General features: G+C 66.2%; 26 protein-coding genes and 1 riboswitch. Of the genes, 21 read left to right on the top strand and 5 right to left on the bottom strand.

Annotation, left to right across the window (positions count from 1 at the left end; genetic code table 11):
* Positions 1–53: 53 nt before the first annotated feature.
* Positions 54–671, bottom strand: a complete 618-nt coding sequence (gene udk, locus QZ332_RS05150; protein ID WP_295763224.1) for a uridine kinase — start codon at positions 669–671, stop codon at positions 54–56.
* A gap of 203 nt (positions 672–874) precedes the next feature.
* Between udk and QZ332_RS05145 the strand changes: the two genes are divergently transcribed.
* The 7 genes from QZ332_RS05145 (at position 875) to QZ332_RS05115 (ending at position 7,728) form a co-directional block, all read left to right on the top strand.
* Positions 875–1,936, top strand: coding sequence for an SH3 domain-containing protein (locus QZ332_RS05145; RefSeq protein WP_295763222.1), 1,062 nt, complete (start codon positions 875–877; stop codon positions 1,934–1,936).
* A gap of 131 nt (positions 1,937–2,067) precedes the next feature.
* Entirely contained in the window at positions 2,068–3,819 is a 1,752-nt protein-coding gene (locus tag QZ332_RS05140; RefSeq protein ID WP_295763219.1) for an ABC transporter ATP-binding protein, read from the top strand.
* Entirely contained in the window at positions 3,812–4,621 is an 810-nt protein-coding gene (locus QZ332_RS05135; RefSeq protein ID WP_295763216.1) for an RNA-binding protein, read from the top strand. The genes QZ332_RS05140 and QZ332_RS05135 overlap by 8 nt, the downstream gene beginning before the upstream one ends.
* A 47-nt stretch (positions 4,622–4,668) precedes the next feature.
* A complete protein-coding gene (locus tag QZ332_RS05130) occupies positions 4,669–4,869 on the top strand; it encodes a DUF4177 domain-containing protein (protein WP_295763213.1) in 201 nt (66 codons plus the stop codon).
* On the top strand, positions 4,866–5,072 hold the full coding sequence (locus tag QZ332_RS05125) for a DUF896 domain-containing protein (protein ID WP_295763210.1): 207 nt from the start codon (positions 4,866–4,868) through the stop codon (positions 5,070–5,072). Before QZ332_RS05130 ends, QZ332_RS05125 begins: the two co-directional genes overlap by 4 nt.
* A 3-nt stretch (positions 5,073–5,075) precedes the next feature.
* A complete protein-coding gene (locus QZ332_RS05120; RefSeq protein WP_295763207.1) occupies positions 5,076–6,251 on the top strand; it encodes a 5-bromo-4-chloroindolyl phosphate hydrolysis family protein in 1,176 nt (391 codons plus the stop codon).
* 136 nt (positions 6,252–6,387) lie between these two features.
* Positions 6,388–7,728, top strand: a complete 1,341-nt coding sequence (locus QZ332_RS05115) for a helix-turn-helix transcriptional regulator (RefSeq protein ID WP_295763205.1) — start codon at positions 6,388–6,390, stop codon at positions 7,726–7,728.
* 191 nt (positions 7,729–7,919) lie between these two features.
* Here QZ332_RS05115 and QZ332_RS05110 read toward each other — a convergent pair whose 3' ends face one another.
* Complete coding sequence (locus QZ332_RS05110) at positions 7,920–9,188, bottom strand: amidohydrolase family protein (RefSeq protein ID WP_295763202.1); 1,269 nt, start codon at positions 9,186–9,188, stop codon at positions 7,920–7,922.
* 73 nt (positions 9,189–9,261) lie between these two features.
* A riboswitch (purine riboswitch) is annotated at positions 9,262–9,359 on the bottom strand.
* Between the two features lie 136 nt (positions 9,360–9,495).
* On the opposite strand from QZ332_RS05110, the gene QZ332_RS05105 reads away from it, so the two are divergent.
* Positions 9,496–10,254 carry a ZIP family metal transporter gene (locus QZ332_RS05105; protein ID WP_363323998.1) on the top strand — a complete coding sequence of 253 codons (759 nt, stop codon included), beginning with the start codon at positions 9,496–9,498 and terminating at the stop codon, positions 10,252–10,254.
* A gap of 284 nt (positions 10,255–10,538) precedes the next feature.
* Here the strand turns inward: QZ332_RS05105 and QZ332_RS05100 are convergent, their stop codons facing one another.
* Positions 10,539–10,709 carry a hypothetical protein gene (locus tag QZ332_RS05100; protein WP_295763198.1) on the bottom strand — a complete coding sequence of 57 codons (171 nt, stop codon included), beginning with the start codon at positions 10,707–10,709 and terminating at the stop codon, positions 10,539–10,541.
* A gap of 157 nt (positions 10,710–10,866) precedes the next feature.
* Here QZ332_RS05100 and QZ332_RS05095 point away from each other — a divergent pair, with 157 nt between their 5' ends.
* The gene (locus tag QZ332_RS05095) at positions 10,867–11,046 is read left to right on the top strand and encodes a hypothetical protein (RefSeq protein ID WP_295763195.1); all 180 of its coding nucleotides are present in this window, start codon (positions 10,867–10,869) and stop codon (positions 11,044–11,046) included.
* Between the two features lie 54 nt (positions 11,047–11,100).
* Here the strand turns inward: QZ332_RS05095 and QZ332_RS05090 are convergent, their stop codons facing one another.
* Positions 11,101–11,532 carry a hypothetical protein gene (locus tag QZ332_RS05090; RefSeq protein WP_295763192.1) on the bottom strand — a complete coding sequence of 144 codons (432 nt, stop codon included), beginning with the start codon at positions 11,530–11,532 and terminating at the stop codon, positions 11,101–11,103.
* 178 nt (positions 11,533–11,710) lie between these two features.
* On the opposite strand from QZ332_RS05090, the gene htpG reads away from it, so the two are divergent.
* The 12 genes from htpG to QZ332_RS05030 all read left to right on the top strand — a co-directional run bounded on the left by htpG (position 11,711) and on the right by QZ332_RS05030 (position 24,507).
* Positions 11,711–13,597 carry a molecular chaperone HtpG gene (gene htpG, locus QZ332_RS05085; protein ID WP_295763189.1) on the top strand — a complete coding sequence of 629 codons (1,887 nt, stop codon included), beginning with the start codon at positions 11,711–11,713 and terminating at the stop codon, positions 13,595–13,597.
* 143 nt (positions 13,598–13,740) lie between these two features.
* On the top strand, positions 13,741–14,172 hold the full coding sequence (locus tag QZ332_RS05080; RefSeq protein WP_295763186.1) for a MarR family winged helix-turn-helix transcriptional regulator: 432 nt from the start codon (positions 13,741–13,743) through the stop codon (positions 14,170–14,172).
* Between the two features lie 16 nt (positions 14,173–14,188).
* Positions 14,189–15,562 carry an MATE family efflux transporter gene (locus QZ332_RS05075; protein WP_295763183.1) on the top strand — a complete coding sequence of 458 codons (1,374 nt, stop codon included), beginning with the start codon at positions 14,189–14,191 and terminating at the stop codon, positions 15,560–15,562.
* Positions 15,563–15,820: 258 nt separating this feature from the next.
* Positions 15,821–16,534, top strand: coding sequence for a hemolysin III family protein (locus QZ332_RS05070; protein WP_295763180.1), 714 nt, complete (start codon positions 15,821–15,823; stop codon positions 16,532–16,534).
* A 410-nt stretch (positions 16,535–16,944) separates the two neighbouring features.
* Positions 16,945–17,772, top strand: coding sequence for a F0F1 ATP synthase subunit A (locus QZ332_RS05065; protein ID WP_295763178.1), 828 nt, complete (start codon positions 16,945–16,947; stop codon positions 17,770–17,772).
* A gap of 220 nt (positions 17,773–17,992) precedes the next feature.
* A complete protein-coding gene (locus QZ332_RS13795; protein ID WP_363323997.1) occupies positions 17,993–18,199 on the top strand; it encodes an ATP synthase F0 subunit C in 207 nt (68 codons plus the stop codon).
* 14 nt (positions 18,200–18,213) lie between these two features.
* Complete coding sequence (locus QZ332_RS05055) at positions 18,214–18,699, top strand: ATP synthase F0 subunit B (protein ID WP_295763172.1); 486 nt, start codon at positions 18,214–18,216, stop codon at positions 18,697–18,699.
* Positions 18,686–20,440: a F0F1 ATP synthase subunit alpha gene (gene atpA, locus QZ332_RS05050; RefSeq protein ID WP_295763169.1), complete on the top strand. Its 1,755-nt coding sequence runs from the start codon at positions 18,686–18,688 to the stop codon at positions 20,438–20,440. Before QZ332_RS05055 ends, atpA begins: the two co-directional genes overlap by 14 nt.
* 1 nt (position 20,441) lies before the next feature.
* On the top strand, positions 20,442–21,338 hold the full coding sequence (atpG, locus tag QZ332_RS05045; protein ID WP_295763167.1) for an ATP synthase F1 subunit gamma: 897 nt from the start codon (positions 20,442–20,444) through the stop codon (positions 21,336–21,338).
* Between the two features lie 4 nt (positions 21,339–21,342).
* Positions 21,343–22,746, top strand: coding sequence for a F0F1 ATP synthase subunit beta (gene atpD, locus QZ332_RS05040; protein ID WP_295763164.1), 1,404 nt, complete (start codon positions 21,343–21,345; stop codon positions 22,744–22,746).
* Positions 22,746–23,156: an ATP synthase F1 subunit epsilon gene (gene atpC, locus QZ332_RS05035; protein WP_295763161.1), complete on the top strand. Its 411-nt coding sequence runs from the start codon at positions 22,746–22,748 to the stop codon at positions 23,154–23,156. The genes atpD and atpC overlap by 1 nt, the downstream gene beginning before the upstream one ends.
* A 211-nt stretch (positions 23,157–23,367) precedes the next feature.
* Entirely contained in the window at positions 23,368–24,507 is a 1,140-nt protein-coding gene (locus tag QZ332_RS05030) for a hypothetical protein (protein WP_295763159.1), read from the top strand.
* Here QZ332_RS05030 and QZ332_RS05025 read toward each other — a convergent pair.
* Positions 24,479–24,680, bottom strand: a 202-nt coding sequence (locus QZ332_RS05025; protein WP_295763156.1) for a GHKL domain-containing protein, incomplete at its 5' end; no start/stop codon positions are given. The genes QZ332_RS05030 and QZ332_RS05025 overlap by 29 nt on opposite strands.

The following is a 24,680-nucleotide window of genomic DNA, read 5'->3' as shown; positions in this document are numbered from 1 at the left end:
TGCGGAGGGGGCCCCGGCGGTCCGGGGGGCGGCTGGGGCGCGGCGGCCGTCTCTCAGTCCCGGTCGATGTGGTTCTGGATCCGCTGCATGATCATCTCCAGGGCCACCAGGTTGTGCCCGCCCTCCAGGACGATGATGTCGGCGTACTTCCGGGAGGGCTCCACGTACTGCTCGTGCATGGGCTTCACCGTGGTCAGGTACTGGCTCACCACGGACCGAAGGGTCCGGCCCCGCTCCTCCACGTCCCGGAGGGCCCGGCGGAGGATGCGCTCGTCCGCGTCGGTCTCCACGAAGATCTTGATGTCGAACATCTCCCGGAGCACCGGGTCCTGGAAGATCAGGATGCCCTCCACGATCAGCACCTTGGTGGGGAAGATCTCCGTGGTCTGGTCCGTGCGGTTGTGGTCCACGTAGGAGTAGACGGGGCACTGGATGGACCGGCCCTCCTTCAGCTCCCGGAGGTGCCGGATGAGCAGGTCCGTGTCGAAGGCGTCCGGGTGGTCGTAGTTCTGGAGGGCCCGCTCCTCATAGGTCTTGCCCTCCTGGCGTTTGTAGTAGCTGTCATGTCCGATGACGGTGACGTCGGGGCCGAAATGATCTTTCAGGTGCCGGGTCAGGGTGGTCTTGCCGGAGCCGGTGCCCCCGGCGATGCCGATGACGATGGCGCTCATACGATGTACCTCCCGCTGATTCGATCTTGTCCGCTGATATCCATTATATGGCTCCCGCGCGAAAAAGCAAGGAGGACCCAGAAAATTCACAAATTTTGGCGGGCCCGCACTTGACGGCGGAAGGGAAGATCGCTATGATATAAGACACGGCTGTACTGAAAGCGACACGCTTTTTCATGATTCGATCACTTGGGAGGACCGATATGGCAATGAAGCGCTGCCCCGTCTGCGGGGAGAGATATTCCGACACCTATAAGAACTGCCCGTTCTGCGAGGAGGACGAATTCTGGGAGGAGGAACAGCAGGAGCCTGCCCGCCGCCCCATCCTCCGGGAGGGCGTGCGGAGCTCGGGCCGGGGCGGCAGGAGCTCTTACGGCATCGTGACGCCGATCTTGATCGTGCTGATCGTGCTGATGACGGCGTTGCTGGTCTACCTGCTCTACGGCGATAAGATCGCCGATAAATTTGCCAAGGACCCCGCCGACGACACCGGCAAGACGGACGTCACGGCGCCGGTCGAGCCTCCCGCCGGGCCCGGGAGCGTGCCCGGCGATGACGCCGGCGGCACGGCAGATCCGGCGGCCGGGGACCCGGAGGGCGAAGATCCGGAGGGCGGCGCCGGGTCCGGCAGTATGCCGGAAGGCAGCGGCGGCGCCGGCGGGAACGCCGGGGACGCCGGGATCTCCTCCGGCGGCGGGACCAGCGGCGGCATGAGCTATGCCTCCGCGGCGGCCCTGCCCGGCGGGCTGACCCTGAGCAGCACGGACTTCACCCGGTCGGTCTCCGCGGGCGATGTGAAGCTGCGGGTCTCCGGCGGCACCGGCACGTACACCTGGATCAGCGAGGATACCTCCATCGCCTCCGTGGCCAGCGACGGCACGGTCACTCCCGTGTCCAAGGGCACCACCAACGTGGTGGTCACGGACGGGACCAAGAAGGCCGTCTGCATCGTCCGGGTCACCGGCGGCTCCGCCCCCGCGCCCAGCACCGGCAGCGGCGGGAGCACCGGGACCTCGTCCCCCGCGCCGTCTTCCGGCGGCGGCTCGCTGAAGACGGGCAAGGCCGTGGTCGTCAACGGCGGCAACGGCGTCCGGGTCCGCTCCGGCCCCGGCACGGACCATGACATCCTGGCGACCGTCCCCAACGGCGGCTCCGTCCAGATCGTGGCCAGCGCGGGGAACGACTGGTATGAGATCACCTTCGTGGCCAGCGGCGGCGTGACCACCAGCGGCTATATGAAGGGCGAGTTCCTGGCCAACGCCTGACGCCCCTCTCGGACCTGAGGATCGGATATCCCCGGATGCACCGTGTGTGTCCGGGGATATTTTGTTGCGCGGCGGCGGGATCTGTGTTATCATATCCTTTGTATCGACCTATGACGAAGGAGCATCGCTTTATGACGACCCAGGACTTCCGGCAAAAGTCTGCCCTGCAGATCTTCCTCTCCTATTTCAGGCCCCACCGGCGGCTGTTCATCATGGATCTTGGCTGCGCGCTGATGATCTCCCTCATCGACCTGGCCTTCCCGGCGGTGTCCCGCTGGTGCATGTACGAGCTGCTGCCCAAAAGCGCCTACAGGACCTTCTTCGCGGTGATGGCGGTGGTCTTCGCCGCCTTCGTCCTCCGGTCCATGCTGACCTACGTCATCTGTTACTGGGGCCACACCTTCGGCATCTGCGTCGAGGCGGACATCCGCCACGACCTGTTCCGCCACATGCAGGAGCTGAGCTTCGATTACTACGACAAGAACCGCACCGGCCAGCTCATGAGCCGCCTGACGGCGGACCTCTTCGACATCACGGAGCTGGCCCACCACGGGCCGGAGGACATCTTCATCTCCGGCGTCACCATCGTGGGCTCCCTGATCGTCATGTTCACGATCCAGTGGCGGCTGGCCCTGGTCATCGCCTGCATCGTGCCGGTCTTCTTCGCCGTGGTCTGGTCCTGCCGGAGGTCCATGAGCGCCGCCTCCGCCGCCGTGAAGCAGAAGACCGCCGTCATCAACTCCGACATCGAGTCCGGCCTCTCCGGCATCCGCACCGCGAAGGCCTTCGCCAACGAGGGGGCGGAGCTGAGGAAGTTCGACAGCTCCAACGCCACCTTCAAGACCTCCAAGCGGGCCTTCCACAAGGCCATGGGCCGCTTCAACGCCTCGATGGAGTTCTTCATGTGCATCCTCTCCGCCGCCGTCATCGCCGCCGGGGGCCTGCTGATCATGGAGGGGGAGATGAACGTCATCGACCTGACCACGTTCAGCTTCTACATCACCGCCTTCGTCACCCCGGTGCGCAAGCTCTCCAACTTTGCCGAGCTCTTCGCCAACGGCACGGCGGGCCTGGGCCGCTTCATCGAGATCATGCGGGAGGAGCCCGCCCTCCGGGACGCCCCCGGCGCTAAGGTCCTGGACCGGGTGGAGGGGCGCATCGACGTGGACCATGTCAGCTTCGCCTACCAGGGGGACCTGGCGGTGCTGCGGGACGTGGACCTCCACATCCGCCCCGGCGAGACCCTGGCGGTGGTGGGGCCCTCCGGCGGAGGGAAGTCCACGCTGTGCCAGCTCATCCCCCGGTTCTACGACGTCACCGAGGGGGCCGTCCGCCTGGACGGCTGCGACGTGCGGCAGGTGACCCAGGAGTCCCTGCGGCGGAACGTGGGCGTCGTGCAGCAGGACGTGTTCCTCTTCGCCGCCAGCATCCTGGAGAACATCCGTTACGGCCGCCCCGGGGCCACCGAGGAGGAGGTCGCCCGGGCCGCGCGTCTGGCGGAGATCTATGACGACATCGTGGCGATGCCCGACGGGTTCGATACCTACGTGGGGGAGCGGGGCGTGCTCCTCTCCGGCGGGCAGAAGCAGCGCATCTCCATCGCCCGCATCTTCCTGAAAGATCCCCCGGTCCTGATCCTGGACGAGGCCACGTCGGCGCTGGACAGCGTGACGGAGGCCAAGCTCCAGGAGGCGTTCGACAAGCTGTCCCGGGGCCGGACCACCATCATCATCGCCCACCGGCTCTCCACCGTCCGGAACGCGGACCGCATCGCCGTCGTAGAGGACGGGCGCATCGTCGAGCTGGGGGGCCACGAGGAGCTGATGGCCAGGGACGGGGCCTACGCCGCCCTGGTCCGCACCCAGGAGCTGCGCCATGGATAAGGGCGCGCTGCTGGACCGCCTGGGCCTTGCCGGGGAGGACCGGCTGGCCCTGGCGAAGGTCCTGGACAGGGCGGAGCGGGCTGCGGCCCGGGACATCCCCGCCGCCACGGACTTCCTCAGCCCCCAGCAGCAGGCGCAGGCCCTGGACCTGCTGCGCCTGGCGGGCGTCCGCGAGACGGGGTACGTCCTCCAGGGCGGCTATGAGGGGGCGGAGCGGAAGATCCTCCTCTTCCTGCCGGACTGGCTGGAGGCGGAGGGGGCGGAGAGCCCCATCCGGTGCCTCCGGGCCTCCTGGCAGGGGCCCGCCTCCTCCCGCAAAGACGGGGGCCTGACTCACCGGGACCTTTTGGGGAGCCTGATGGGCCTGGGGATCGTCCGGGAGAAGGTGGGGGACATCCTCGTCGGCCCGGACAGCGCCGATGTGCTGGTGCTGGAGAGCGTCGCGGGGGCCCTCCTGCAGAGCTGGACCTCCGCCGGGCGGATGAAGCTCCGGGTCTCGGCCGTCGAGCCGGACGGCCTCCACATCCCGGCGCCGGTGCGGAAGGAGGTCCGGGACACCGTGTCTTCCCTGCGGCTGGACGCCGTGGCGGCGTCGGGCTTCCGGCTGGCGCGGGGCAAGGCCGCCGCCCTCATCGGGAGCGGGAAGGTGCAGCTGAACTGGCGGGAGTGCGTGAAGCCGGACAAGCTGCTGGAGGCGGGGGACGTGGTGTCCGCCCGGGGCTTTGGGAAGTTCGAGCTCAGCGAGGTGGGGGGCCTGACCCGGAAGGGGCGGATCTCCATCGTGCTGCAGGTCTATGTTTGAAGAACGGCGGGCGCGGGCACCGTATGTAAGATATGGAGGGCTTTGGGATGCTGAGATATGAGTTCGAGACGATCGCCGCCGACAGGGGCTTTTTCGTGGGGAAGACCTTAGATCACCGGGAAGCCATCCTCCGCCGTGCGGCGGAGGGCTGGCGCTACGCCGGGTGGATCCCCACCCAGCAGATGAACGGCAGCGTCCTGGAGATCGACCTGGTATTCGAGCGGGGAACGGAGGGGGAAGAGGCATGAAGCAGGAGCAGATCGACCGCATCAACGAGCTGGCCCGGAAAGCCCGGTCCGTGGGCCTGACCCCGGACGAGGAGAAGGAGCGGGCCGTCCTCCGCCAGGCCTACATCGACGCGGTGCTGGGGGACTTGAAGAGCCAGCTGGACAACACCTACATCGTGGACGAGCAGGGCAACAAACGGAAGCTGAAAGAGGAAGAGGGCTGAACCATGGCAAACAAGGATCGGAGGTCCGAAGAGGACTGGAGCTGGATGCTGATCGTCCTGGCGTTCATCTTCGTGTGGCCCGTGGGCCTGCTGCTGCTGTTCAGCAAGCTCTTCGGCAGCGACGAGAAGAGGCCCGCCCAGGAGGCCCCGCCCCTCCGGGAGGACGCGGGACAGGCCCGCGGGCAGGCCCAGCCGCGCCAGCAGGCCAAGGCGGTCAAGGCGGTGAAGAAGGTCACCAAGTCCCCCGCGACGAAGCGGTCCACCGCCCGGTGGCTGAAGCTGCTGGGGGCGATACTGGCGGTCATCGGCTGTCTTGCTATGGGCGACGCTTTCAGCGCGGCGCTGATATACGGCTGGCTCCAGGACTTCTGGTGGGTGGAGGACTTCCTGAGCGGGCTGGCCTTCGCCGCCGGAGGCGGGGCCATGCTGTTCAAGGGCCTCTCCATGGACCGGCAGCTGAAACGCTTCTCCAAGTACCTCCTGGTCATGGGCGACCGGGAGGCGGTGCCCATCGACGAGCTGGCCCGGACCCTGGGCTACTCCGAGCGGCGGGTGGAGAAGGACCTGGAGAAGATGATCGACAAGGGCTACTTCGGCGGGAAGGCTTACCTCAACGTGGAGCTGGGCTATCTGTTCCGCTCCAGCGGCGCGGGGGAGGCGTTCCGCCAGCGGTTCGAGGAGGCCGTCCAGGAGGAGGCGGAGGCCGCGTCCCCGCCCCCGAAAGAGGCGGAGGAGGGCTATTCCGGCATCCTCCGGAACATCCGCCGGGCCAACGACCAGATCGCGGACCCCGTCCTCTCCGCCAAGATCGACCGGCTGGAGGAGATCGCCGCCAAGATCTTCCGGGCGGTGGAGGAGGACCCGAGGAAGGCGGGCCGCATCGACACCTTCCTGAACTACTACCTGCCCACCACGCAGAAGCTGCTGGACTCCTACGCCACGTTCGAGGCCGCCGGGGTGGAGGGGGAGAACCTCCGCCAGGCGAAGCAGCGCATCGAGACGACGATGGACTCCATCGTCAAGGGCTTCGAGCACCAGCTGGACGAGCTGTACAAGGCGGACGCCATGGACGTGGACTCGGACATCCGGGTGATGGAGCACATGCTCCGCCGGGACACCGGCAGCGCCGAGCAGGACTTCGGCCTGGGGGGCTCCGCCGTCCAAAGAGGAGAGGAGTGAGGTACGGCCCGGTCCGCCCTGGACCGGGCTGTTTCCCGGGGATGTAAACCCGCAGTTAGCAGGAAGGATGTCTGCGGTTGGTGGCAAATGCCCCGCCGGGCCTGCTATCATTGGACCCACGAAGGAGGGATGCCCCATGACCACCGGCCGGCGCGTGGCCCGGAAGCGGAAGGAGCTCGGCCTCTCCCAGGAGGCCCTGGGGGAGAAGCTGGGCGTGTCCCGGCAGTCCATCTATAAGTGGGAGTCCGACGGCGCCCTGCCGGAGGTGGAGAAGCTGGTGGCCCTGAGCCGCCTGTTCGGCGTGTCCGTAGGGTGGCTGCTGGGCGTGGAGGAGGGACCGTCCCCGGGAGGGGGGGAGCTGACGGAGGCGCAGATGAAAATGGTGGAGGAGCTGGCCGCCCGGTACGCGCCCAAGCCCCAGCTGTCCTCCGGGCGGCTGGCGGCGGTGAAGATCTCGGTGGTGGCGGAGGCGGTGTGCCTGTGCATGATCCTCCTCGGGTTTTACTGGAAGCTGGAGGACCTGAGCCGGAGCTATGACCGTCTGCAGGCGTCCATCGGCCAGGTGCAGACCGATGTGGACGGGCAGATCGGCAGCATCTCCCGCCGGGTGGAGGAGATCTTGAAGGCCCAGAACGGCGTCACCGCCGATCACGGCACGTCCTTGCAGCGCGTGAACCTGGCCGGGAACCGCGCGAAGTTCTCGGTCTACGCCGTGCCGAAGACCTTCGTGGAGGGGATGCGGGCGGAGTTCTATGCCGGGGACCGCGACCAGAGAGTCGGCACCTACGGGGCCGGGCAGTCGTTCGATGCCGAGCTGTACTGCGGATTGGAGGAGACGATCGTCCTCAGCGTGGACTTCGTCTACCCGGACGAGACCCGCCAGACCCAGATCCTGGACACCTACCGGGGCCTGTACGGCCGGACCTTCCCGGCGGCGCGGGCGGACTACGCCCTGGCCTTCCATGAGGTCCGGGACGGTAAGATTGCGCTGGAGGACGATGCGTGGGGCTTCCTGGACTGCGACCCAAGCTCGATGCCGGACGCGCTCAGCACCGTCCCGGCGGCGGAGGCGGAGGCCGTGCGGGTGGGCCTGTTCAAAAACAAAAAGCTGGTGGAGTGGGCGGTCTTCGTCCCGTCGCCGGGCGTGGTGGAGGAGGAGACGGACGTCCTCACCGGAGAGCAGTGGGAGGCTGTGGACGGCCTCAAGCAGAAGGACGCGGACGGCAACAGGAGCCGGGAGCTCCTCACCTTCTATTTCCCGGCCCGGGAGGTCCCGGTGGAGGCCGGGGACGCGCTCCAGACGGCGGTGGTCATCCGGGACGTCTACGGCCGGACGGCGGTCCGGGCCGGCACGGCCTTCGGCCTGGACGAGGGCTGGAGCGAGCTGCACCCCCTGGAGCAGGACGCCTCGGACACCTGCCCCGATGAGTGGATGCTGGCGGACGGGTCCCCGATCTCGTCGTACATCGCGCCATAGGGCCGTGTGGGCCGTTGAAGGAGGACCAAGCCCCGCCTCTTTTTAGAGGCGGGGCTTGGTCCCATACGGCCGAGAAAGAGGAGGCCCGGTCCAACGGGGAGGGAGGACGTGCGCGGGAGGCCCTTCCCGGGCCTCCCGCGCACGTCAGATCCGGGGGCGTTCAAGATCTTTTGAGGGTCCTGAAAACCGGCTCATCCGGCGGAGAAGACCTTCCTCCCCTCGCTCCAGACCGCCCGGACGGCGTCCCTCTGCCGCCGGTAGACGCAGCGCTCCAGCCGCTCCGCCGCCGTCATCGCGTGGGGCTGGGGGAGGGCGCTGTCGTCCAGCACGACGGCGTGGAGGGCGTTCCCGGGGGCGAAGCCCGGCCGTTCCCCGAAGAACGCCGCCCCGGCGGAGGTCCCCAGGTACCACGCCTCCGGGACCGTGAGGTGGGCCGTCTCCCAGCCGTCCAGGATCCGCCGGGCCTTGGAGGCCCGGATGGCCGCCGCCGTGACGTCGAACATGCTCAGGTGGTCGCCTCCGGCGATGTCGCTGCCCAAGGCCACCTTCAGCCCCTCGTCCAGCATCGCCCGCACCGGAGCCACGCCGGAGCAGAGGTCCTGGTTGGAGTCCGCGCAGTGGACCACCGTCACCCCGGCGTCCTTCATGGCGCAGCGCTCCCGTTCGTCGGACCAGACGCAGTGGGCCATCAGGGTCCGGCTGTTCCAGAGGCCGTACTTCGCGTAGGTCTCCCAATACTGCTCACAGTCCGGGTGGAGCTCCCGCACCCAGGCCCCCTCGCTGGTGTTCTCCGACAGGTGGGACTGGATGGGCAGGTCCCGCTCCTGCGCCAGCTCCCCCAGGAACTCCATCAGCCCGTCCGTGCAGGAGGGGGTGAAGCGGGGGGTGACGATGGGCTTGACGCAACGGAAGCCCTGGCACTCCTCCAGCCAGCGGAGGGTCTCCCGCTTGGACTCCTCCGTGCCCTCCTGGAGGGCGGGGATGCCGTTGCGGTCCATGTTCACCTTCCCGACGTACCCCGTGACCCCGGCCCGCTCCAGCTCCTCCATCAAGATCAGCGTGGCCTCCCGGTGGAGGGAGGAGAACATGCAGACCCGGGTGGTGCCGTTTTCGATGAGCTCCCGGGCCAGCCGGCGGTAGACCGTCCGGGCGTACTCCGGGTCGGCGAACCGGGCCTCGGCGGGGAAGGTGTAGGTGTCCAGCCACTCCAGGAGCGGCAGGTCCATGCCGCAGCCCAGCATGGGATACTGCGGCGCGTGGAGGTGGAGGTCCGCGAAGGACTGCAGGATCAGCGCGTCCCCCCAGTCCTCCACGGCGGCCCCGGCGTACCGCTCCGGCAGGACGGGGAAGACGCCGGCGATCCGCCCCTCCTCGGCCACGAGGAAGCCGCCCTCCGTGATCTCCAGGCGCCCCAGGGCCGGGGCGGAGACGATGGTGCCCTTCAAGATCGTGATCGACATGACGATGGCTCCTTTTCAAGTTTGCCGATACAAAAACAAAAAGGACATCTGCGCGGGCAGGGGGACGCTCCCCCCTTTCCGTACAGACACCCATAGCAGAGCCTTCGGCGGCCCCGTAGAAACGCCCGCGCCATACAGCGGGCCTATATGAGTCCCTTCACCTCGTATCGGATCGCCTCCAGTATACCACGCCCCGCGGGGGAAAGCAAGCACCACTTCTGACCTCTCCGCTTATACTGGCATACGGTCGCTCCGGGGCCCTTGGGCCCGGAGGCCCGAATCAAGACAGAAGGCGTTGATGGATATGATGCGGTCTCTTGGCTGGGCCGCCCTGGGCACGGGCTTCACGTTCCTGATGACCACCCTGGGCGCCGCCATGGTGTTTTTCCTCTCCGGGGAGCCGAGGCCCCGGTTCCAAAAAGCGATGCTGGGCTTTGCCGCCGGGGTGATGACGGCGGCCTCCGTGTGGAGCCTGCTGCTCCCCGCCATCGAGCAGACGGCGGAGGAGGGGCGCGTCCCCGGCTGGCTCCCGGCGGCGGCGGGGATGCTGCTGGGGGTCGTGTTCCTGGCGGCGCTGGACGCGCTGCTGCCCCGCCTGCGGCGGGGGAAGGAGGTCTGTGACGCGTGGCGGCAGAACACGCTGCTGATGACGGCCATCACCCTACATAACGTGCCGGAGGGCATGGCGGTGGGCCTGGCCTTCGCCCTGGCGGCCGGCGGCGAGGGGGCCGTCGGGGCCATGGCGCTGGCCCTGGGCATCGGCATCCAGAACTTCCCCGAGGGGGCGGCGGTGGCCCTGCCCCTGCGGCAGGAGGGCCAGGGGCGGCTGAAAGCCTTCAGCGGCGGGATGCTGTCCGGGGCGGTGGAGCCGGTCTTCGGCATCCTGGTGGTGCTGATCGCCGCCTGGGCCCACCCGCTGATGCCCTGGCTTTTGAGCTTCGCCGCGGGGGCGATGCTGTATGTCGTGGTGGAGGAGCTGGTGCCCCAGGCCCACAGCCGGGCCGGGACCTGCGGGTTCGTGGGGGGCTTCCTCATCATGATGGTGCTGGATGTGGCCCTGGGATGAGGGGACTGCCGCGTTAGAGTGTCGAACAAGGAGCGTGGACCACACCGACGGGAAGGAGGAGCGTTACGAGAGGGACCCAGGAGGGGTCCCTTTCGTTTTCAATAAAAAAGTTTTCAGGACTTTCAAAAAAGTCCTGAAAACTTGCTCAGCCTGTCGAAAAGACGTTTTCGACAGGCTGAGACGCGGCAGTCGGGGGACTGCCGCGTCTTGCCTATCCATCATGTGAGGACGATCGAAAGCGGCCTCGGCAGGAAGCGGACGCGTGGTCCGTGACCTGTATGCCATCATTCTGAGGGAAGGGCTTCCACATACTGTTCCAGGATGAATTCGATCTGTTTAGCGGTTGAACGCTTGCTTTTCGCTGCTTCTATTTTGATCTTTTCTAACAATTCAGAATTGATGCGCATGGTGAAACGTGTCTGGTCGTCCTTGGTATAGATATCGTGATCTTTCATGTCGGGGACCTCCCTTTGATGTCATTATGACATCATGAAGGAAAAAAGTAAAGGCATCTTATTGACACCAAAAAGAAGACGTGATATCATGAGCGAAAAGGCGGTGTCAATAATATGACAAAAGGTGCTGGGAGCTTTGCGGTCTTGAGGTGAAAACATGAGATTTGAATTGAGACAGCCACCTGCCGGGGAAAAGGCTGTCTATAAAACATTATATATCAAATGCTCCCTTGCTGAGCGCATAAATGAGATCGCCGTGAAAAATGAGACCAGCTTCAATAACGTAGTGATCTCCATGATCGAAAGCTGGTTGAAAGAAGAGCAGGATACACGATAGATGAAACGGCAAACGATACAAAACCAAACGGCACCCGTGGCCCATCTTCCTTCCTCAGGTCTTCGCCTGGATCTGCGCCCCGCACTTGGGGCAGGTGATGACGATCTTCCCCTTGCCCACCGGGACCCGGCAGATGGTCCTGCACTGTCTGCAGGTGAAATACTTGTGCTCCTTGTCGGCGTGACGGGCCTTGGCCCCGGCGTTCCGGTTCTTCATGCCGCAGTACCAGTTCACCCACTTCTGGTTCTCCGTCCGGCGCCGGTACAGGTCCTTGGAGAACATGCGGAAGAAGATGATGAGCATCAGGGAGAACAGCACCGCCTCCAGGACCCGGGCCGCCAGCCCCCAGCGCAGGAGGCCGCACACGATCTCCGCGATCCACAGGGCCAGGTAGCCCCGGAAAAGCGCCTGGTTCAGCTGATCCCATCCGTTCCGTCCGTACATGAAGCGGGCGAACGCGCCGCCGATCTTTTGGAAAAAACCCATATGCTCGAACTCCTTTGCCGGTCCTGTCGTTTTTTGTTACCCTACATTCTACTCTCGACCGGGCGGACAAACAACCGGTTTGGGCGCGAATTTACAAAATGGTCATTTATTTTCCATGGAGGCTGTGCTATATTTTAGTGTTGTTATAAAATATGAAGAAGGAAGTGCATCGAACATCATGGCAAAGAAGCAGTTCAAAGCGGAATCCAAGCGGCTCCTGGATCTGATGATCAACTCCATCTACACCCACAAGGAGATCTTTCTCCGGGAGATCGTCTCCAACGCCAGCGACGCCTGCGACAAGCTGTGCTACCAGGCCCTCACCGACGACGCGGTGGGCATGGACCGGGGGGACTTCAAGATCGAGATCGCCGTGGATAAGGACGCGCGGACCCTAACCGTCTCCGACAACGGCGTGGGCATGGACAAGGAGGATCTGGAGAACAACCTGGGCGTCATCGCCTCCTCCGGCTCCTACAAGTTCAAGCAGGAGCTGGGCGACGACGCCAAGGACACCGACGTCATCGGCCAGTTCGGCGTGGGCTTCTACTCCGCCTTCATGGTCTCGGACCACATCACCGTGGTGACGAGGAAGTACGGGGCGGAGAGCGCCTACATGTGGCAGTCCTCCGGCGCCGACGGGTATTCCGTCACCGAGTGCGAGAAGGAGACCGTGGGCACCGACATCATCATGCACATCAAGCCGGACACGGACGACGAGAAGTACGGCGAGTTCTTAGAGGGCTGGAGGCTCCAGGAGCTGGTGCGGAAATACTCCGACTACATCCGCTTCCCCATCCGCATGGAGGTCTCCAAGACCCGGAAGAAGGAGGGCTCCCCCGAGGAGGAGCCGGAGTATGAGACCTATACGGAGGTCGAGACCCTGAACTCCATGGTCCCCATCTGGCAGAGGGCCAAGAGCGAGGTCACGGCGGAGGAGTACGACAAGTTCTACCGGGACAAGTTCCGCGACTATACCGACCCTCAGCGGGTGATCCCCGTCTCCGTGGAGGGCAGCGTCACCTATAAGGCGCTGCTGTTCGTCCCCGGCGCGGCGCCCTTCGACTACTATACCAAGGACTATGAGAAGGGCCTCCAGCTCTATTCCAACGGCGTGCTCATCATGGACAAGTGCGCGGACCTCCTGCCGGAGCACTTCCGTTTCGTCCGGGGCGTGGTGGACTCTCCGGACCTGAGCCTGAACATCTCCCGGGAGCTGCTCCAGCACGACCGCCAGCTCAAGGTCATCGCCGCGAACCTGGAGAAGAAGATCAAGGCGGACCTGAGCAAGTACCTCTCCGAGGACCGGGAGGGCTATGCCCAGAAGTTCTGGAAAAACTTTGGCCGCCAGATCAAATACGGCGTGGTGAACGAGTATGGCCGGCACAAGGACCTGCTCCAGGATCTGCTGCTGTTCTGGTCTTCCACGGAGAAGAGGCTCGTCACCCTGGACGAGTACGTCTCCCGGATGAAGGAGGACCAGAAGTACCTCTACTACGCCGCCGGCGAGACGCCGGACAAGATCGACAAGCTCCCCCAGACCGAGGGCCTGCGGGACGCGGGGACGGAGATCCTCTACTTCACCGAGGAGGTGGACGAGTTCTGCGCCCAGACCATCCGGACATACAAGGACAAGGAGTTCCGCTCCGTCCTGGACCAGGAGATCGAGGAAGGGGCGGAGAAGAAGGCCGAAGAAGCCGCCGAGGCCCACAAGGAGACCTTCGCCTTCGTGAAGGAGGCCCTGGGGGACAAGGTGAAGGAGGTCCGGGCCTCCGCCCGGCTGAAGTCCCACCCCGTCTGCCTCACTGCCGGGGAGGGCCTGAGCTTCGAGATGGAGAAGTATTTCCAGACGGTCCAGCCCGACGCCGCCATCAAGGCGGAGCGCATCCTGGAGCTGAACGTGGAGCACCCGGTGTTCCGGGCCCTGGAGGCCGCCGTGGCGGCGGATGCGGAGAAGGCGAAGGACTATGCCGCGCTGCTGTATGCCCAGGCCCTGCTGATCGCGGGACTGCCCCTGGAGGATCCCGCCGGCTATACCGACCTGGTGTGCGGTCTGATGAAGTGACCGAGATGAGACAGGACCCGGCTCCGGCCGGGTCCTCCGGCTGTCGAAAAGGGCGGAGCGTCCCTTGACAGGCGGGACGGTCTGTGTTATGCTCAGATAGTTCTCAAAAGAACAGTTTAAAAAAGAACGAAAGAGGGCGGCCCATGATCACCATCTCCCAGCTCACCCGTCTGCCCCAGAGGTTCCGCAGATACTATGACCGCCGGTTCCTCCCCCTGCTGGAGCGGACGGGCCTGTCCATGCGGGAGGTCCACGTCCTCCTCTTCCTGGCGAACCATCCCGGCCAGGACACCGCCCGGGACGTGGCGGAGCTCCGGGGCCTGGCGAAATCCCAGGTCTCCCAGGCCGTGGAGGTGCTGACGGGCCGGGGCATCCTGGCCCGGCGGGCCGACGGGGAGGACCGCCGGATCGTCCACCTGGACATCACGGAGGCGGGCCGCCCCCTGGCCCGGGAGGCCCAGGCCATCCAGGCCGCCTGCGGGCGGCGCCTGCTGGCGGGCCTGTCGGAGGAGGAACAGGCCGTGTTCCTGGACCTGCTGGAGCGGGTCCTCCGGGAGACGGAGGCACTGACATGAAAAAGGAGCGATCGAAATGGACCGAAAGCGCGTAGACCTGGGCAGCGGCCCGGTGGGGAAGCTGCTGCTCTCCCTGGCCCTGCCCACCATCACCTCCCAGGTGGTGAACATGCTGTACAACCTGGTGGACCGGGTCTATATCGGCCACATGCAGCCCGTGGACACCGTGGGGGCCCTGGCCCTCACCGGCGTGGGGGTCTGCCTGCCGGTGATCATGATCATCTCCGCCTTCGCGGCGCTGGTGGGCATGGGCGGCGCGCCCAGGGCCTCCATCCAGGAGGGCCGGGGGGATCTGGAGGGCTCCCAGGAGATCATGGGCAACAGCTTCACCCTGCTGATCGCCTCCTCCGCCGTGCTGACGGTGGTCTTCCAGGGCTTCGCGGAGCCCCTGCTGCGGACCTTCGGGGCCAGCGGGAACACCATCGGCTACGCCCTGGACTACATGAAGATCTATTCCTTGGGCACCCTCTTCGTCCAGGTGACCCTGGGCATGAACGCCTATATCACCGCCCAGGGCTTCACCACCGTCAGCATGAAGACCGTCCTCATCGGCGCGGGGCTGAACACGGTGCTGGACCCGATCTTCATCTTCGGCCTGGGCCTGGGCGTCCGGGGCGCGGCCCTGGCGACGATCCTCTCCCAGGCGGTCTCCGCCGCTTGGGTGCTCCGCTTCCTCACCGGGCCCCAGACCAAGTGGCGGCTCCGCAGGGCGGACCTCCGGCTCCGGCCCAAGGTGTTCCTGCCCTCCCTGGCCCTGGGCCTGTCGCCCTTCATCATGCAGTCCACGGAGAGCCTCATCGCCGTGTGCTTCAACTCCTCGCTGCTGAGATACGGCGGGGACGTGGCGGTGGGGGCCATGACGGTGCTGACCAGCATGATGCAGTTCGCCATGATGCCCCTCCAGGGCCTGAGCCAGGGGGCCCAGCCCATCGTCAGCTATAACTTCGGCGCCCGGGACGCCCGGCGGGTCCGGGACGCGTTCCGGTGCCTGCTGAGGGCCTGCGTCATCTATTCCGCGGTGCTGTGGCTGCTGGTGCAGAGCTTCCCCCGGATGTTCGTGCTGATCTTCAACAACGATCCGGCGCTGGTGGAGTACGCGGCCTGGGCCCTGCGGATCTACATGGGCACCACCTGCCTCTTCGGCATCCAGATCGCCTGCCAGCAGACCTTCGTGGCCCTGGGGAACGCCAAGACGTCGCTGTTCCTGGCGGTGCTGCGGAAGATCATCCTGCTGATCCCCCTGATCTATATCCTGCCGAACTTCTTTGCCGACAAGGCGTTCGCCGTCTTCCTGGCGGAGCCGGTGGCGGACTTCCTGGCGGTGAGCACCACCGCGTCCATGTTCGCCGTCCAGTTCAAGAGGAGCATGGCGGGACTGGAAGAGGATTGAACCACAGCGTACGCCGCCGGGGAGCTCCCCGGCGGCGTTTTTGCGCCGGAAGACGTCGAGACGCGGGGGAGGCCCACACGGTTTTCGTTGTTTTGACTAAAGATTTCTCATCTTCTTTGTGCTAAAATGCAGGTCAGCTGGAATAGACGAAAATATTTCGCAAAAACTACTTGCAATATAAAGTGAAATCGTATAATATAGTATTGAAAACTAGATTAAAAGATATGGACGCTGCAGCGCAGGCTGAGGAGGAGCACTATGGAGGCGGTTTTGACGAAACAGCAGATACAGCGGGCCCGCTTGCGGGCGGTGCGCCGGGCCAGGGTCCAGGCCCGGAACGAGCCTCCCCGGCTGACTTTGGGGGAGGAGGCCTTCAACGCCGCCAGCCACGGCCTGGGGGCCCTGGGCGCGGCGGCGGCGCTGACGCTGCTGCTGGTCCGCTCCGGCGGCGGCAGGGAGGTGCTGGCCTCCTGCGTGTACGGGATCAGCATGGTGCTGATGATGCTGATGAGCTGCGTCTACCACGCCATGCCCGCCGGTTCGAGGGCCAAGCGGGTCTGCCGCAGGTTCGACTATACGTCCATCTACCTGCTGATCGGCGGCACCTTCGCCCCCATCCTGCTGCTCTACCTGGGCGGGACGGCGGGCGTGGTCCTGTTCTGCGTCCAGTGGGCGGTGATCCTCACCGGCGTGGCGATCGTGATGGCCTTCGGCCCCGGCCGCTGGCGGGCGCTGCACTTCACGCTGTACTTCCTCATCGGCTGGAGCGGCCTGGTCTTCCTGCCCCGGATGTACCTGCACAGCCGGACGCTGCTGTGGTTCATCTTCGCCGGCGGGCTGGCCTATACCCTGGGGATGATCCCCTTCGCCGGGAAGAGGAAGTACGATCACTGCATCTGGCATGTCTTCGTCCTGGCAGGAGCGGTCCTGCACTTCGTGGGCATCTATACGCAGATATACCTGGGCCAGTGATGGCCGGGGGATCGGGAGGATGGTGCGGGAGGTCCGGGAAGGGCCTCCCGCACACGCTGTCCCCAGCGATAAGATCCCCGCATCCTTCGGCGGGGAGGCGGCGCGCCGCAGGAGGGGCCGGGAGGGTCCCTCGGCCTGTCGAAAAAGTAGAGGGGACTGCATCGACGGGGAGGAAGAGCGTTACGAGAGGGGCCCGGGAGGTCCCCTCTCCCCATATCCGCATACCCTCCGGCGGGCATAAAGAACATGTTAAAAATACGGGACGATTTGAGAGGGAAAGGAAATGCGTAACCGTTTTCGAGGGCCCGCGTCTTGACATTCCCGGCGGAATGACTATAATCAAACCGTATGATCTTGGCAGTGCGTCCGCCGGCTCGGGCGCACGGGCCACGGAGAGAAGGGATAAGCTGATGAAACGACACAAAAAGGGCTTGGCGCTGTGGCTGGCGGCGGTCGTGCTGCTGCTGACCGGCGCCCTGCTCGCCGGGTCTCCCGGCCGGACGGAGACCGTGAAGGAGGCCATGCGGGACGCGGTGCTCCATGACGTGAACCAGATCGGACTCTTCGGGATCAAGACCGTGGACCCGGGGCTGATCTCCGCGTTCACGGTGACGCTGATCCTGCTGGCCGCCGCCGCATGCATCCGGATCTTCGCGATCCCCAGGTTCCGCTATACGCCGGGGAAGCTCCAGCTCCTGCTGGAGGAGGCCGTCGGCCTGTTCAGCGGCATGGCGCGGGGCAGCAGCCCCCACCGCTGCGGCTTCTTGGGGGCCTACGTCTTTTCCGCCGGGACCTACATCTTCGTGGGGACGCTGTTCGAGCTGCTGGGGCTCCAGGCCGTCACGGTCCACGGACACCCCATCACCCTGCCCGCCCCGCTGTCCGACGTGAACGCCGCCATCGCCATGGGGACGTTCTCCTACCTGGTGATCCTCTCCGGCGGCATCGCCGCGAACGGCGTCCGGGGCATCGGGAAGACCCTCAAGGAGTTCTCCCTGCCCATCTCCATGAGCTTCCGCCTTTTCGGCGCGCTGCTCAGCGGCCTGCTGGTGACGGAGCTGGTGTATTATTACGTGCACCTCAGCTTCGTCCTGCCCGTGATCGTGGGCGTGATGTTCACCCTGCTCCACGCGCTGATCCAGGCTTACGTGCTGACCATGCTGACGGCGCTGTATTACGGCGAGGTGTCCGAGCCCTCCCTGCCGAAGCCGAAGGGGAGCGGACGGCAGCGCGCCTGACAGGGCCCTTCATGATAAACCTATCTCACATATCACATCACATAAACGGAGGTACATCCTGATGAACGAGCTGATGAAGAAACTGCTGATCTTGACGCTGACCGTGCTGGCGTCCCTGATGCTGGCCGTGCCCGCCTTCGCCGCGGGGGAGGACGCCGCGCCCCAGACCGAGGCCCAGACCGAGATCCTGGCCGAGGCCAGCACCGCCAACTGGAAGGCCATCGCCTCCGCCGTGGGCATCGGCATCGCCGCCATGGGCGGCGCGCTGGCCATGGGCATGGCCACCGGCAAGGCGGCGGAGAGCATCGGCCGCCAGCCCGAGGCCGAGGGCAAGATCCGCACCACACTGATGCTGGGCCTGGTGTTCATCGAGACGGCCATCATCTACGCGCTGCTGGCGGTCATCCTGATCATCTTCGTGCTGTAAGGCAGGTGGACGGCGTGAATATCCCCCTGAATGTAGACTGGCAGCAGATACTGCTGCACTGGATGAACCTGGTCATCCTCACCGGCGGGCTGTACCTCCTGCTCTACAAGCCGGTGAAGCAGTTCATGGAGAAGCGGGAGGCCCACTACCGGGAGCTGGACGAACAGGCCGCCCGGAAGCTGGAGGAGGCCGAGGCGCTGAAGGCCTCCTATCAGGCCAAGCTGGACGGGGCGGAGGAGGAGATCCGCCAGGCCCGGGCCAAGGCCCAGGCGGCGGTCCAGCAGTCCGTGGAGGAGCAGAAGGCCCAGGCCGAGCAGATCATCGCCAAGGCCCAGGCCGAGGCCGCCAGCAGCCGGGAGCGCATGATGCGGGAGTCCCAGCGGGAGCTGCGGGAGCTGACGGTGCGGGCGGTGAAGAAGCTGACGGTGAAGGCGGACATGGACCTCTTCGACCAGTTCCTGGATCTGGCGGAGGGAGGCGAGCAGCATGAGGACCAGTAGGGGCACGCTGAAGGCGGAGCTGCGGAGCTCCGTCTCCCCCACGGCCGAGCAGCTGCGCCGGTTCGAGCAGCTCATCGCGGAGAAGTACGGACGGAAGGTCCCCCTGCACTGGGAGATGGACGAGTCCATCCACGGGGGCTTCCGCCTCCAGGTGGGCTCCGACGTGTATGACTGGACCCTCCGGGGCCGGGTCCGGCAGTTCCGGGACTACCTGCGCCAGCTGGAGGCCGGGTCCAACGACATCCTGCCCCTGATGCGCCAGGCGGTGGAGGACTGGACCCTGAGCGTCATCCCCGAGGAGATCGGCGAGGTGGTGACGGTGGACGGCGAGATCGCCACGGTCAAGGGCCTGGACCACGCCCAGTACGGCGAGATCCTGGTGTTCGCCTCCGGCGTGAAGGGCATGGTCCAGGACCTGCGGCGGGACGGCGTGAGCTGCATCCTCTTCGGCGGCAGCGACGATGTCTCCGCCGGCAGCATGGTCCGCCGGACGCTGAAGACCGCCGGCATGCCGGTGGGCGAGGAGTATTTGGGCCGGGTGGTGGACGCCCTGGGCGTGCCCGTCGACGGCAAGGGCAAGATCATCCCGGAGGGATACCGGCCCATCGAGGCCCCGGCCCCCGGCATCCTGGACCGCCAGAGCGTGGACACGCCCATGGAGACGGGGCTGCTGGCCATCGACTCCATGTTCCCCATCGGCCGGGGCCAGCGGGAGCTGATCATCGGCGACCGCCAGACCGGCAAGACCGCGATCGCCCTGGACACCATCCTGAACCAGAAGGGCAAGGACGTGGTGTGCATCTACGTCGCCATCGGCCAGAAGGCCAGCTCCGTGGCCCGGATCGTGGAGGACCTGACCCGGCGGGGGGCCATGGAGTACACCGCTGTGGTCAGCGCCCCCGCCAGCGCCTCCGCCGCCCTCCAGTACATCGCGCCCTACGCGGGCTGCGCCCTGGGGGAGTCCTTCATGCGCCAGGGCCGGGACGTGCTCATCGTCTACGACGACCTCAGCAAGCACGCCATCGCCTACCGGACGCTGAGCCTCCTCCTGGAGCGCTCTCCGGGCCGGGAGGCGTACCCCGGCGACGTGTTCTACCTCCACTCCCGCCTGCTGGAGCGGGCGGCCCACCTCTGCGAGGAGCTGGGCGGCGGCAGCATGACCGCCCTGCCCATCGTGGAGACCCAAGCCGGGGACGTGTCCGCCTATATCCCCACGAACATCATCTCCATCACCGACGGGCAGATCTTCCTGGAGGGGGATCTGTTCTTCGCCGGGCAGCGGCCCGCCGTCAACGTGGGCCTCTCCGTGTCCCGGGTGGGCGGCGACGCCCAGACCAAGGCCATGAAGCGGGCCTCCGGCACACTGCGCCTGGACCTGGCCCAGTACCGGGAGATGGAGGTCTTCACCCAGTTCTCCAGCGACCTGGACGACGCCACCAAGCGCCAGCTGACCTACGGCCAGGGCCTGATGCGCCTGCTGCGCCAGCCCCGGTACGCCCCCCTGTCCCAGCACCAGCAGGTCGCCATCCTGACGGCGGCCATGGCCCGGGTGATGCAGGACGTCCCCCTGGAGCGGATGGACGCCTTCCGCGCCCATCTCCTGCGCACCGTGGAGGAGGAGGCCCCGGACCTCTGCAGCCGGATCGACCTCACCGGCCAGATGGAGGCGGAGGACCGGGAGGAGCTCGTCTCCCTGGCCCGGGAGGCCCGGGAGAGCTTCGGCGGGGAGCAGGGGGCGTGACATGGCGGGGACGAAGGAGATCAAGACCCACATCGAGAGCGTGGGCGAGACCCGGAAGATCACCAACGCCATGTACCTCATCGCCTCCACCAAGCTCCAGCGGGCCCGGCAGGAGCTGGACCAGACCCGGCCCTATTTCGAGGCCCTGCGGGGGGAGATCAAGCGCATCTTCCACACGGCTTACAACGTCGACAGCCATTACTTCTACCCGGTGGGGGACGACACGCCCCTGAAGGGGACCTACGGCTGTCTGCTGATCACCGCCGACAAGGGCCTGGCGGGCGCTTACAACCAGAACGCCATCCGGGAGGCCCAGACGCTCCTGGAGCGCCACCCGGACACGAAGCTCTTCGTGGTCGGGGAGTACGGGCGGCGGTTCTTCGACCAGCGGAAGATCCCCATCGAGCACAGCTTCCTCTACACGGCCCAGAACCCCACCATGGCCCGGGCCCGGGAGATCGGCGCACTGCTGATGGACGGCTTCGAGCGGGGGGAGCTGAAGGAGATCTTCGTCATCTACACGGACATGGAGAGCGCCATGAGCTTCCAGGCCAGGGGCACCCGGCTGCTGCCCCTCCACAGGACCCACTTCGCCGGGTCCCCCGAGGGGGGCTGGGCCATGACGGAGCGGTTCGAGTTCTATCCGGACGTGCGGACCGTGCTGCACAGCATCATCCGGAGCTATGTCACCGGCTTCATCTACAGCGCCCTGATCGACAGCTTCTGCTGTGAGCAGGACGCCCGGATGACCGCCATGGACAACGCGGACCGGAACGCCGGGAAGCTGCTGGGGGAGCTGTCCCTGGAGTACAACCGGGTCCGGCAGGCGGCCATCACCCAGGAGATCACGGAGATCTCCGCCGGGGCCAGGGCCCAGCGCCGGAAGAAGGGGAGGTAAGAGCATGGAACGAGGGATCATCGTACAAATATCCGGCCCCGTCATCGACGTGGAGATACAAAACGGCGCCCTCCCCAAGCTGCGGGAGGAGCTGACCGTGGAGAAGGACGGCAGCCTCCGGGTGATGGAGGTGGCTCAGCACATCGGGAAGGACACGGTGCGCTGTATCATGCTGTCCCCCAGCGAGGGCCTGGCCCGGGGCCTGGCCGTGGACGTGCCGGAGCGGACCATCGAGGTGCCCGTGGGCACGGCGACCCTGGGGCGGATGTTCAACGTCCTGGGCCAGCCCATCGACGGCGAGGGCCCGATGCCCGAGGGCACGCCCACCAGGAGCATCTACCGCAAGCCCCCCGCCTTCGACGAGCAGAGCCCGGCGGTGGAGATCCTGGAGACGGGCATCAAGGTCATCGACCTGCTGGAGCCCTATCCCCGGGGAGGCAAGATCGGCCTCTTCGGCGGCGCGGGCGTGGGCAAGACGGTCCTCATCCAGGAGCTGATCCACAACGTGGCCACGGAGCACGGCGGCTATTCCATCTTCACCGGCGTGGGCGAACGGAGCCGGGAGGGCAACGACCTCTGGCGGGAGATGCGGGAGAGCGGCGTGTCCGAGAAGACGGCCCTGGTCTTCGGCCAGATGAACGAGTCCCCGGGCGTGCGGATGCGGGTGGCCCTGGCGGGGCTGACCATGGCGGAGCACTTCCGGGACAAGGAGCATAAGGACGTGCTCCTCTTCATCGACAACATCTTCCGCTTCGTCCAGGCGGGCAGCGAGGTGTCCACCCTCCTGGGCCGGATGCCCTCCGCCGTGGGCTATCAGCCGACGCTGGCCAACGAGATGGGCGAGCTCCAGGAGCGGATCGCCTCCACGAAGAACGGCTCCGTCACCTCCGTCCAGGCGGTGTACGTCCCCGCCGACGACCTGACCGATCCGGCGACCGCCACGACCTTCGCCCATCTGGACGCCACCACCGTCCTGAGCCGGAAGATCTCCGAGCAGGGCATCTATCCGGCGGTGGACCCCCTGGCCTCGTCGTCCCGCATCCTGGAGGCCGACGTGGTGGGGGAGCGGCATTACCGCATCGCCCGGAAGTGCCAGGAGATCCTGGAGAAGTACATGGAGCTCCAGGACATCATCGCGATCTTGGGCATGGACGAGCTCAGCGAGGAGGACCGCAGGACCGTGGCCCGGGCCCGGCGGCTCCAGCGGTTCTTCGCCCAGCCCACCACCGTGGCCGAGAAGTTCACCGGCATCCCCGGCGTGTACGTGTCCCTGGAGGACACGCTGGAGAGCTTCGAGAAGCTGGTGGACGGCGGGCTGGACCAGTACCCGGAGGCCGCCTTCTACAACGTGGGCACCTGGCGGGACGTGGTGGAGAAGGCGAAGAAGATCGAGGCAGGTGAGTTGTGATGGAGATCTTCCAGGTCCACATCCTGGCGGCGGACAAGAACTTTTACGAGGGCCCCTGCGTCTCGCTCACCATCCCCACCAGCGACGGGGAGCAGGGCATCCTGGCCCACCACAGCGACATGATCGCCGCCATCCTGCCGGGGACCCTGCGCTATCAGACGCCGGACGGCCCCGTCCAGCTGGCGGCGGTGTCCAGCGGCATGGTGAAGATCGAGAAGAACGAGGTCCTGGTCCTGGTGGACTCCGTGGAGCGCCCCGAGGAGATCGACGCCGCCCGCGCCCGGCGGGAGGCCGACGAGGCCCGGGAGGCCATGCTCCAGCAAAAGAGCCGCCAGGAGTACCAGCTTGCCCAGGCCGCCCTGGCCCGCGCGATGAACCGCCTGCGGGTCAAGGCCAGGGAGATCCGGTAGGCCCGTCCCCGCGGGACGGCCCCCTTTTTCGACAGTTCGACAGACTGAACAGCCTGCGGCCCCAAGGGCCGCAGGCTGTTTTCCCGTCTACGCGCGGGAGAGCGCCTGGGATCTCGCCGCTCTACGAAGCATAGGGTGACTCTCCCCCGGATCTGTGAGAGGATGGGGACAGGCGCTCCACCGGGCGTCGATCAAAAAAGGAGGTATGTTTATGAAACGCTTCATCCTTGCCCTGCTGCTGCTGTCCCTGCTGGTGCAAACGGGCTGCGCCGTCCGGGCCGCCCAGGCGGAGCCGCCCGCCCCGGCGGAGGGATCCGCCCCGGCGGAGGAGGCCCGGCTGATCTTCGCCGGGGACGCCTTCGAGCAGGGGTACGACGCCCCGGACGCCGTGTGCTACGACCATCTGGAGGCCCGCCGGGTCCAGTTCGACGTGGAGGACCTCAAGTCCATGCTCTTCACCGAGGTGGGGGACCCCATCACCATGGGGGACGGGCCTCATACGACCAAAAGCGGGCATACGGATATTTCCTTCCACAGCGGTCCCGGGGGCTGGGAGAGAGGCTGGGGCCCCGGCGCCTTCCTCACCGTGGGGTCCGGCATGGATAACTACATGGCCTACTACCATGTGCCCTGGTACGACAAGTACAGCATGGTCGTGTCAGAGCACTCCGCCGACATCGGGATGTGCTTCCTCTTTGACAACGTGGACCTAGCCCCCCAGGAGGGCGACCTGGCCTTCGCCGCCGCCCAGGAGGCGGAGGACGCCGTCCGGGCCGCTCTGGACCGGATGGGCTTCCCCCATCTGGAGAACGTGGAGATCTACCGCCTCTCCAAGGAAGTCCTCCGTGAGATGGAGAAGGACACCCAGTCGTGGTGTCACCATCTCGAGTCCGAGACCTGGACCGAGGAGGACGAGTGCTATCTCCTGGTCTTCCGGGCCCAGTACGACGGGATCACCATCGCCCGGGAGGGCATCCGGAACTGCAGGGGGAGCGGCACCAAGGCCTCCGCCCTCTATGACCACAAGGGCATCGCCTTCCTCGAGGCCTTTGCGCCCCTGGAGATCGTGGAGACCGGGGAGCGCATCGACATGCCCACGGAGGCCGAGGCCCGGCAGCGCATCGCCGAAAAGTTCGAGGCGGACATGGAGGAGCGGGGCTGTGACGTGGTGGTCCACGAGGTCTCTTTGGAGTACGTCCTCACCTCTCAGGGAGGCACCCTGGTCCCCGCCTGGCGGGTCATCATGGAGGAAGTGGACGGCATCAAGGACGAGGAGACCGGAGAGGCCGTCTCCATCTGGGACTGCTATTTCTTCAATGCCCTCACCGGCGAGGAGTACGAGGGGCCCTGACCCCGCCGTCCAGGGGCAGGCAGGCGATCAGCTCAAAGCGCCCGCCCATGGCCCGGGTCTCCAGGGAGCCGCCCAGGCGCTCCGCGATCTCCCGCATCCCCGTGAGGCCGAAGCCGTGGGCGGCCCGGTCCGCCTTGGTGGTGGACAGGGCCGGGGGACGCTCCCCGGCGTAG

The sequence above is a fragment of the uncultured Oscillibacter sp. genome, assembly GCF_910584465.1.
GTDB lineage: Bacteria > Bacillota > Clostridia > Oscillospirales > Oscillospiraceae > Oscillibacter.
This window is presented reverse-complemented; position numbering and strand designations above follow the sequence as displayed.

Coding starts and splice junctions, on each gene's coding strand:
- QZ332_RS05075 (WP_295763183.1), top strand. CDS start 14,189: ATGGACCGAAAGCGCGTAGACCTGGGCAGCGGCCCGGTGGGGAAGCTG.
- QZ332_RS05110 (WP_295763202.1), bottom strand. CDS start 9,188: ATGTCGATCACGATCTTGAAGGGCACCATCGTCTCCGCCCCGGCCCTG.
- atpG (WP_295763167.1), top strand. CDS start 20,442: ATGGCGGGGACGAAGGAGATCAAGACCCACATCGAGAGCGTGGGCGAG.
- htpG (WP_295763189.1), top strand. CDS start 11,711: ATGGCAAAGAAGCAGTTCAAAGCGGAATCCAAGCGGCTCCTGGATCTG.
- QZ332_RS05080 (WP_295763186.1), top strand. CDS start 13,741: ATGATCACCATCTCCCAGCTCACCCGTCTGCCCCAGAGGTTCCGCAGA.
- QZ332_RS05030 (WP_295763159.1), top strand. CDS start 23,368: ATGAAACGCTTCATCCTTGCCCTGCTGCTGCTGTCCCTGCTGGTGCAA.
- QZ332_RS05135 (WP_295763216.1), top strand. CDS start 3,812: ATGGATAAGGGCGCGCTGCTGGACCGCCTGGGCCTTGCCGGGGAGGAC.
- udk (WP_295763224.1), bottom strand. CDS start 671: ATGAGCGCCATCGTCATCGGCATCGCCGGGGGCACCGGCTCCGGCAAG.
- QZ332_RS05145 (WP_295763222.1), top strand. CDS start 875: ATGGCAATGAAGCGCTGCCCCGTCTGCGGGGAGAGATATTCCGACACC.
- QZ332_RS05065 (WP_295763178.1), top strand. CDS start 16,945: ATGAAACGACACAAAAAGGGCTTGGCGCTGTGGCTGGCGGCGGTCGTG.
- atpC (WP_295763161.1), top strand. CDS start 22,746: ATGGAGATCTTCCAGGTCCACATCCTGGCGGCGGACAAGAACTTTTAC.
- atpA (WP_295763169.1), top strand. CDS start 18,686: ATGAGGACCAGTAGGGGCACGCTGAAGGCGGAGCTGCGGAGCTCCGTC.
- QZ332_RS05090 (WP_295763192.1), bottom strand. CDS start 11,532: ATGGGTTTTTTCCAAAAGATCGGCGGCGCGTTCGCCCGCTTCATGTAC.
- QZ332_RS05095 (WP_295763195.1), top strand. CDS start 10,867: ATGAGATTTGAATTGAGACAGCCACCTGCCGGGGAAAAGGCTGTCTAT.
- QZ332_RS05105 (WP_363323998.1), top strand. CDS start 9,496: ATGCGGTCTCTTGGCTGGGCCGCCCTGGGCACGGGCTTCACGTTCCTG.
- QZ332_RS05130 (WP_295763213.1), top strand. CDS start 4,669: ATGCTGAGATATGAGTTCGAGACGATCGCCGCCGACAGGGGCTTTTTC.
- QZ332_RS05100 (WP_295763198.1), bottom strand. CDS start 10,709: ATGAAAGATCACGATATCTATACCAAGGACGACCAGACACGTTTCACC.
- atpD (WP_295763164.1), top strand. CDS start 21,343: ATGGAACGAGGGATCATCGTACAAATATCCGGCCCCGTCATCGACGTG.
- QZ332_RS05115 (WP_295763205.1), top strand. CDS start 6,388: ATGACCACCGGCCGGCGCGTGGCCCGGAAGCGGAAGGAGCTCGGCCTC.
- QZ332_RS05120 (WP_295763207.1), top strand. CDS start 5,076: ATGGCAAACAAGGATCGGAGGTCCGAAGAGGACTGGAGCTGGATGCTG.
- QZ332_RS05140 (WP_295763219.1), top strand. CDS start 2,068: ATGACGACCCAGGACTTCCGGCAAAAGTCTGCCCTGCAGATCTTCCTC.
- QZ332_RS05070 (WP_295763180.1), top strand. CDS start 15,821: ATGGAGGCGGTTTTGACGAAACAGCAGATACAGCGGGCCCGCTTGCGG.
- QZ332_RS05125 (WP_295763210.1), top strand. CDS start 4,866: ATGAAGCAGGAGCAGATCGACCGCATCAACGAGCTGGCCCGGAAAGCC.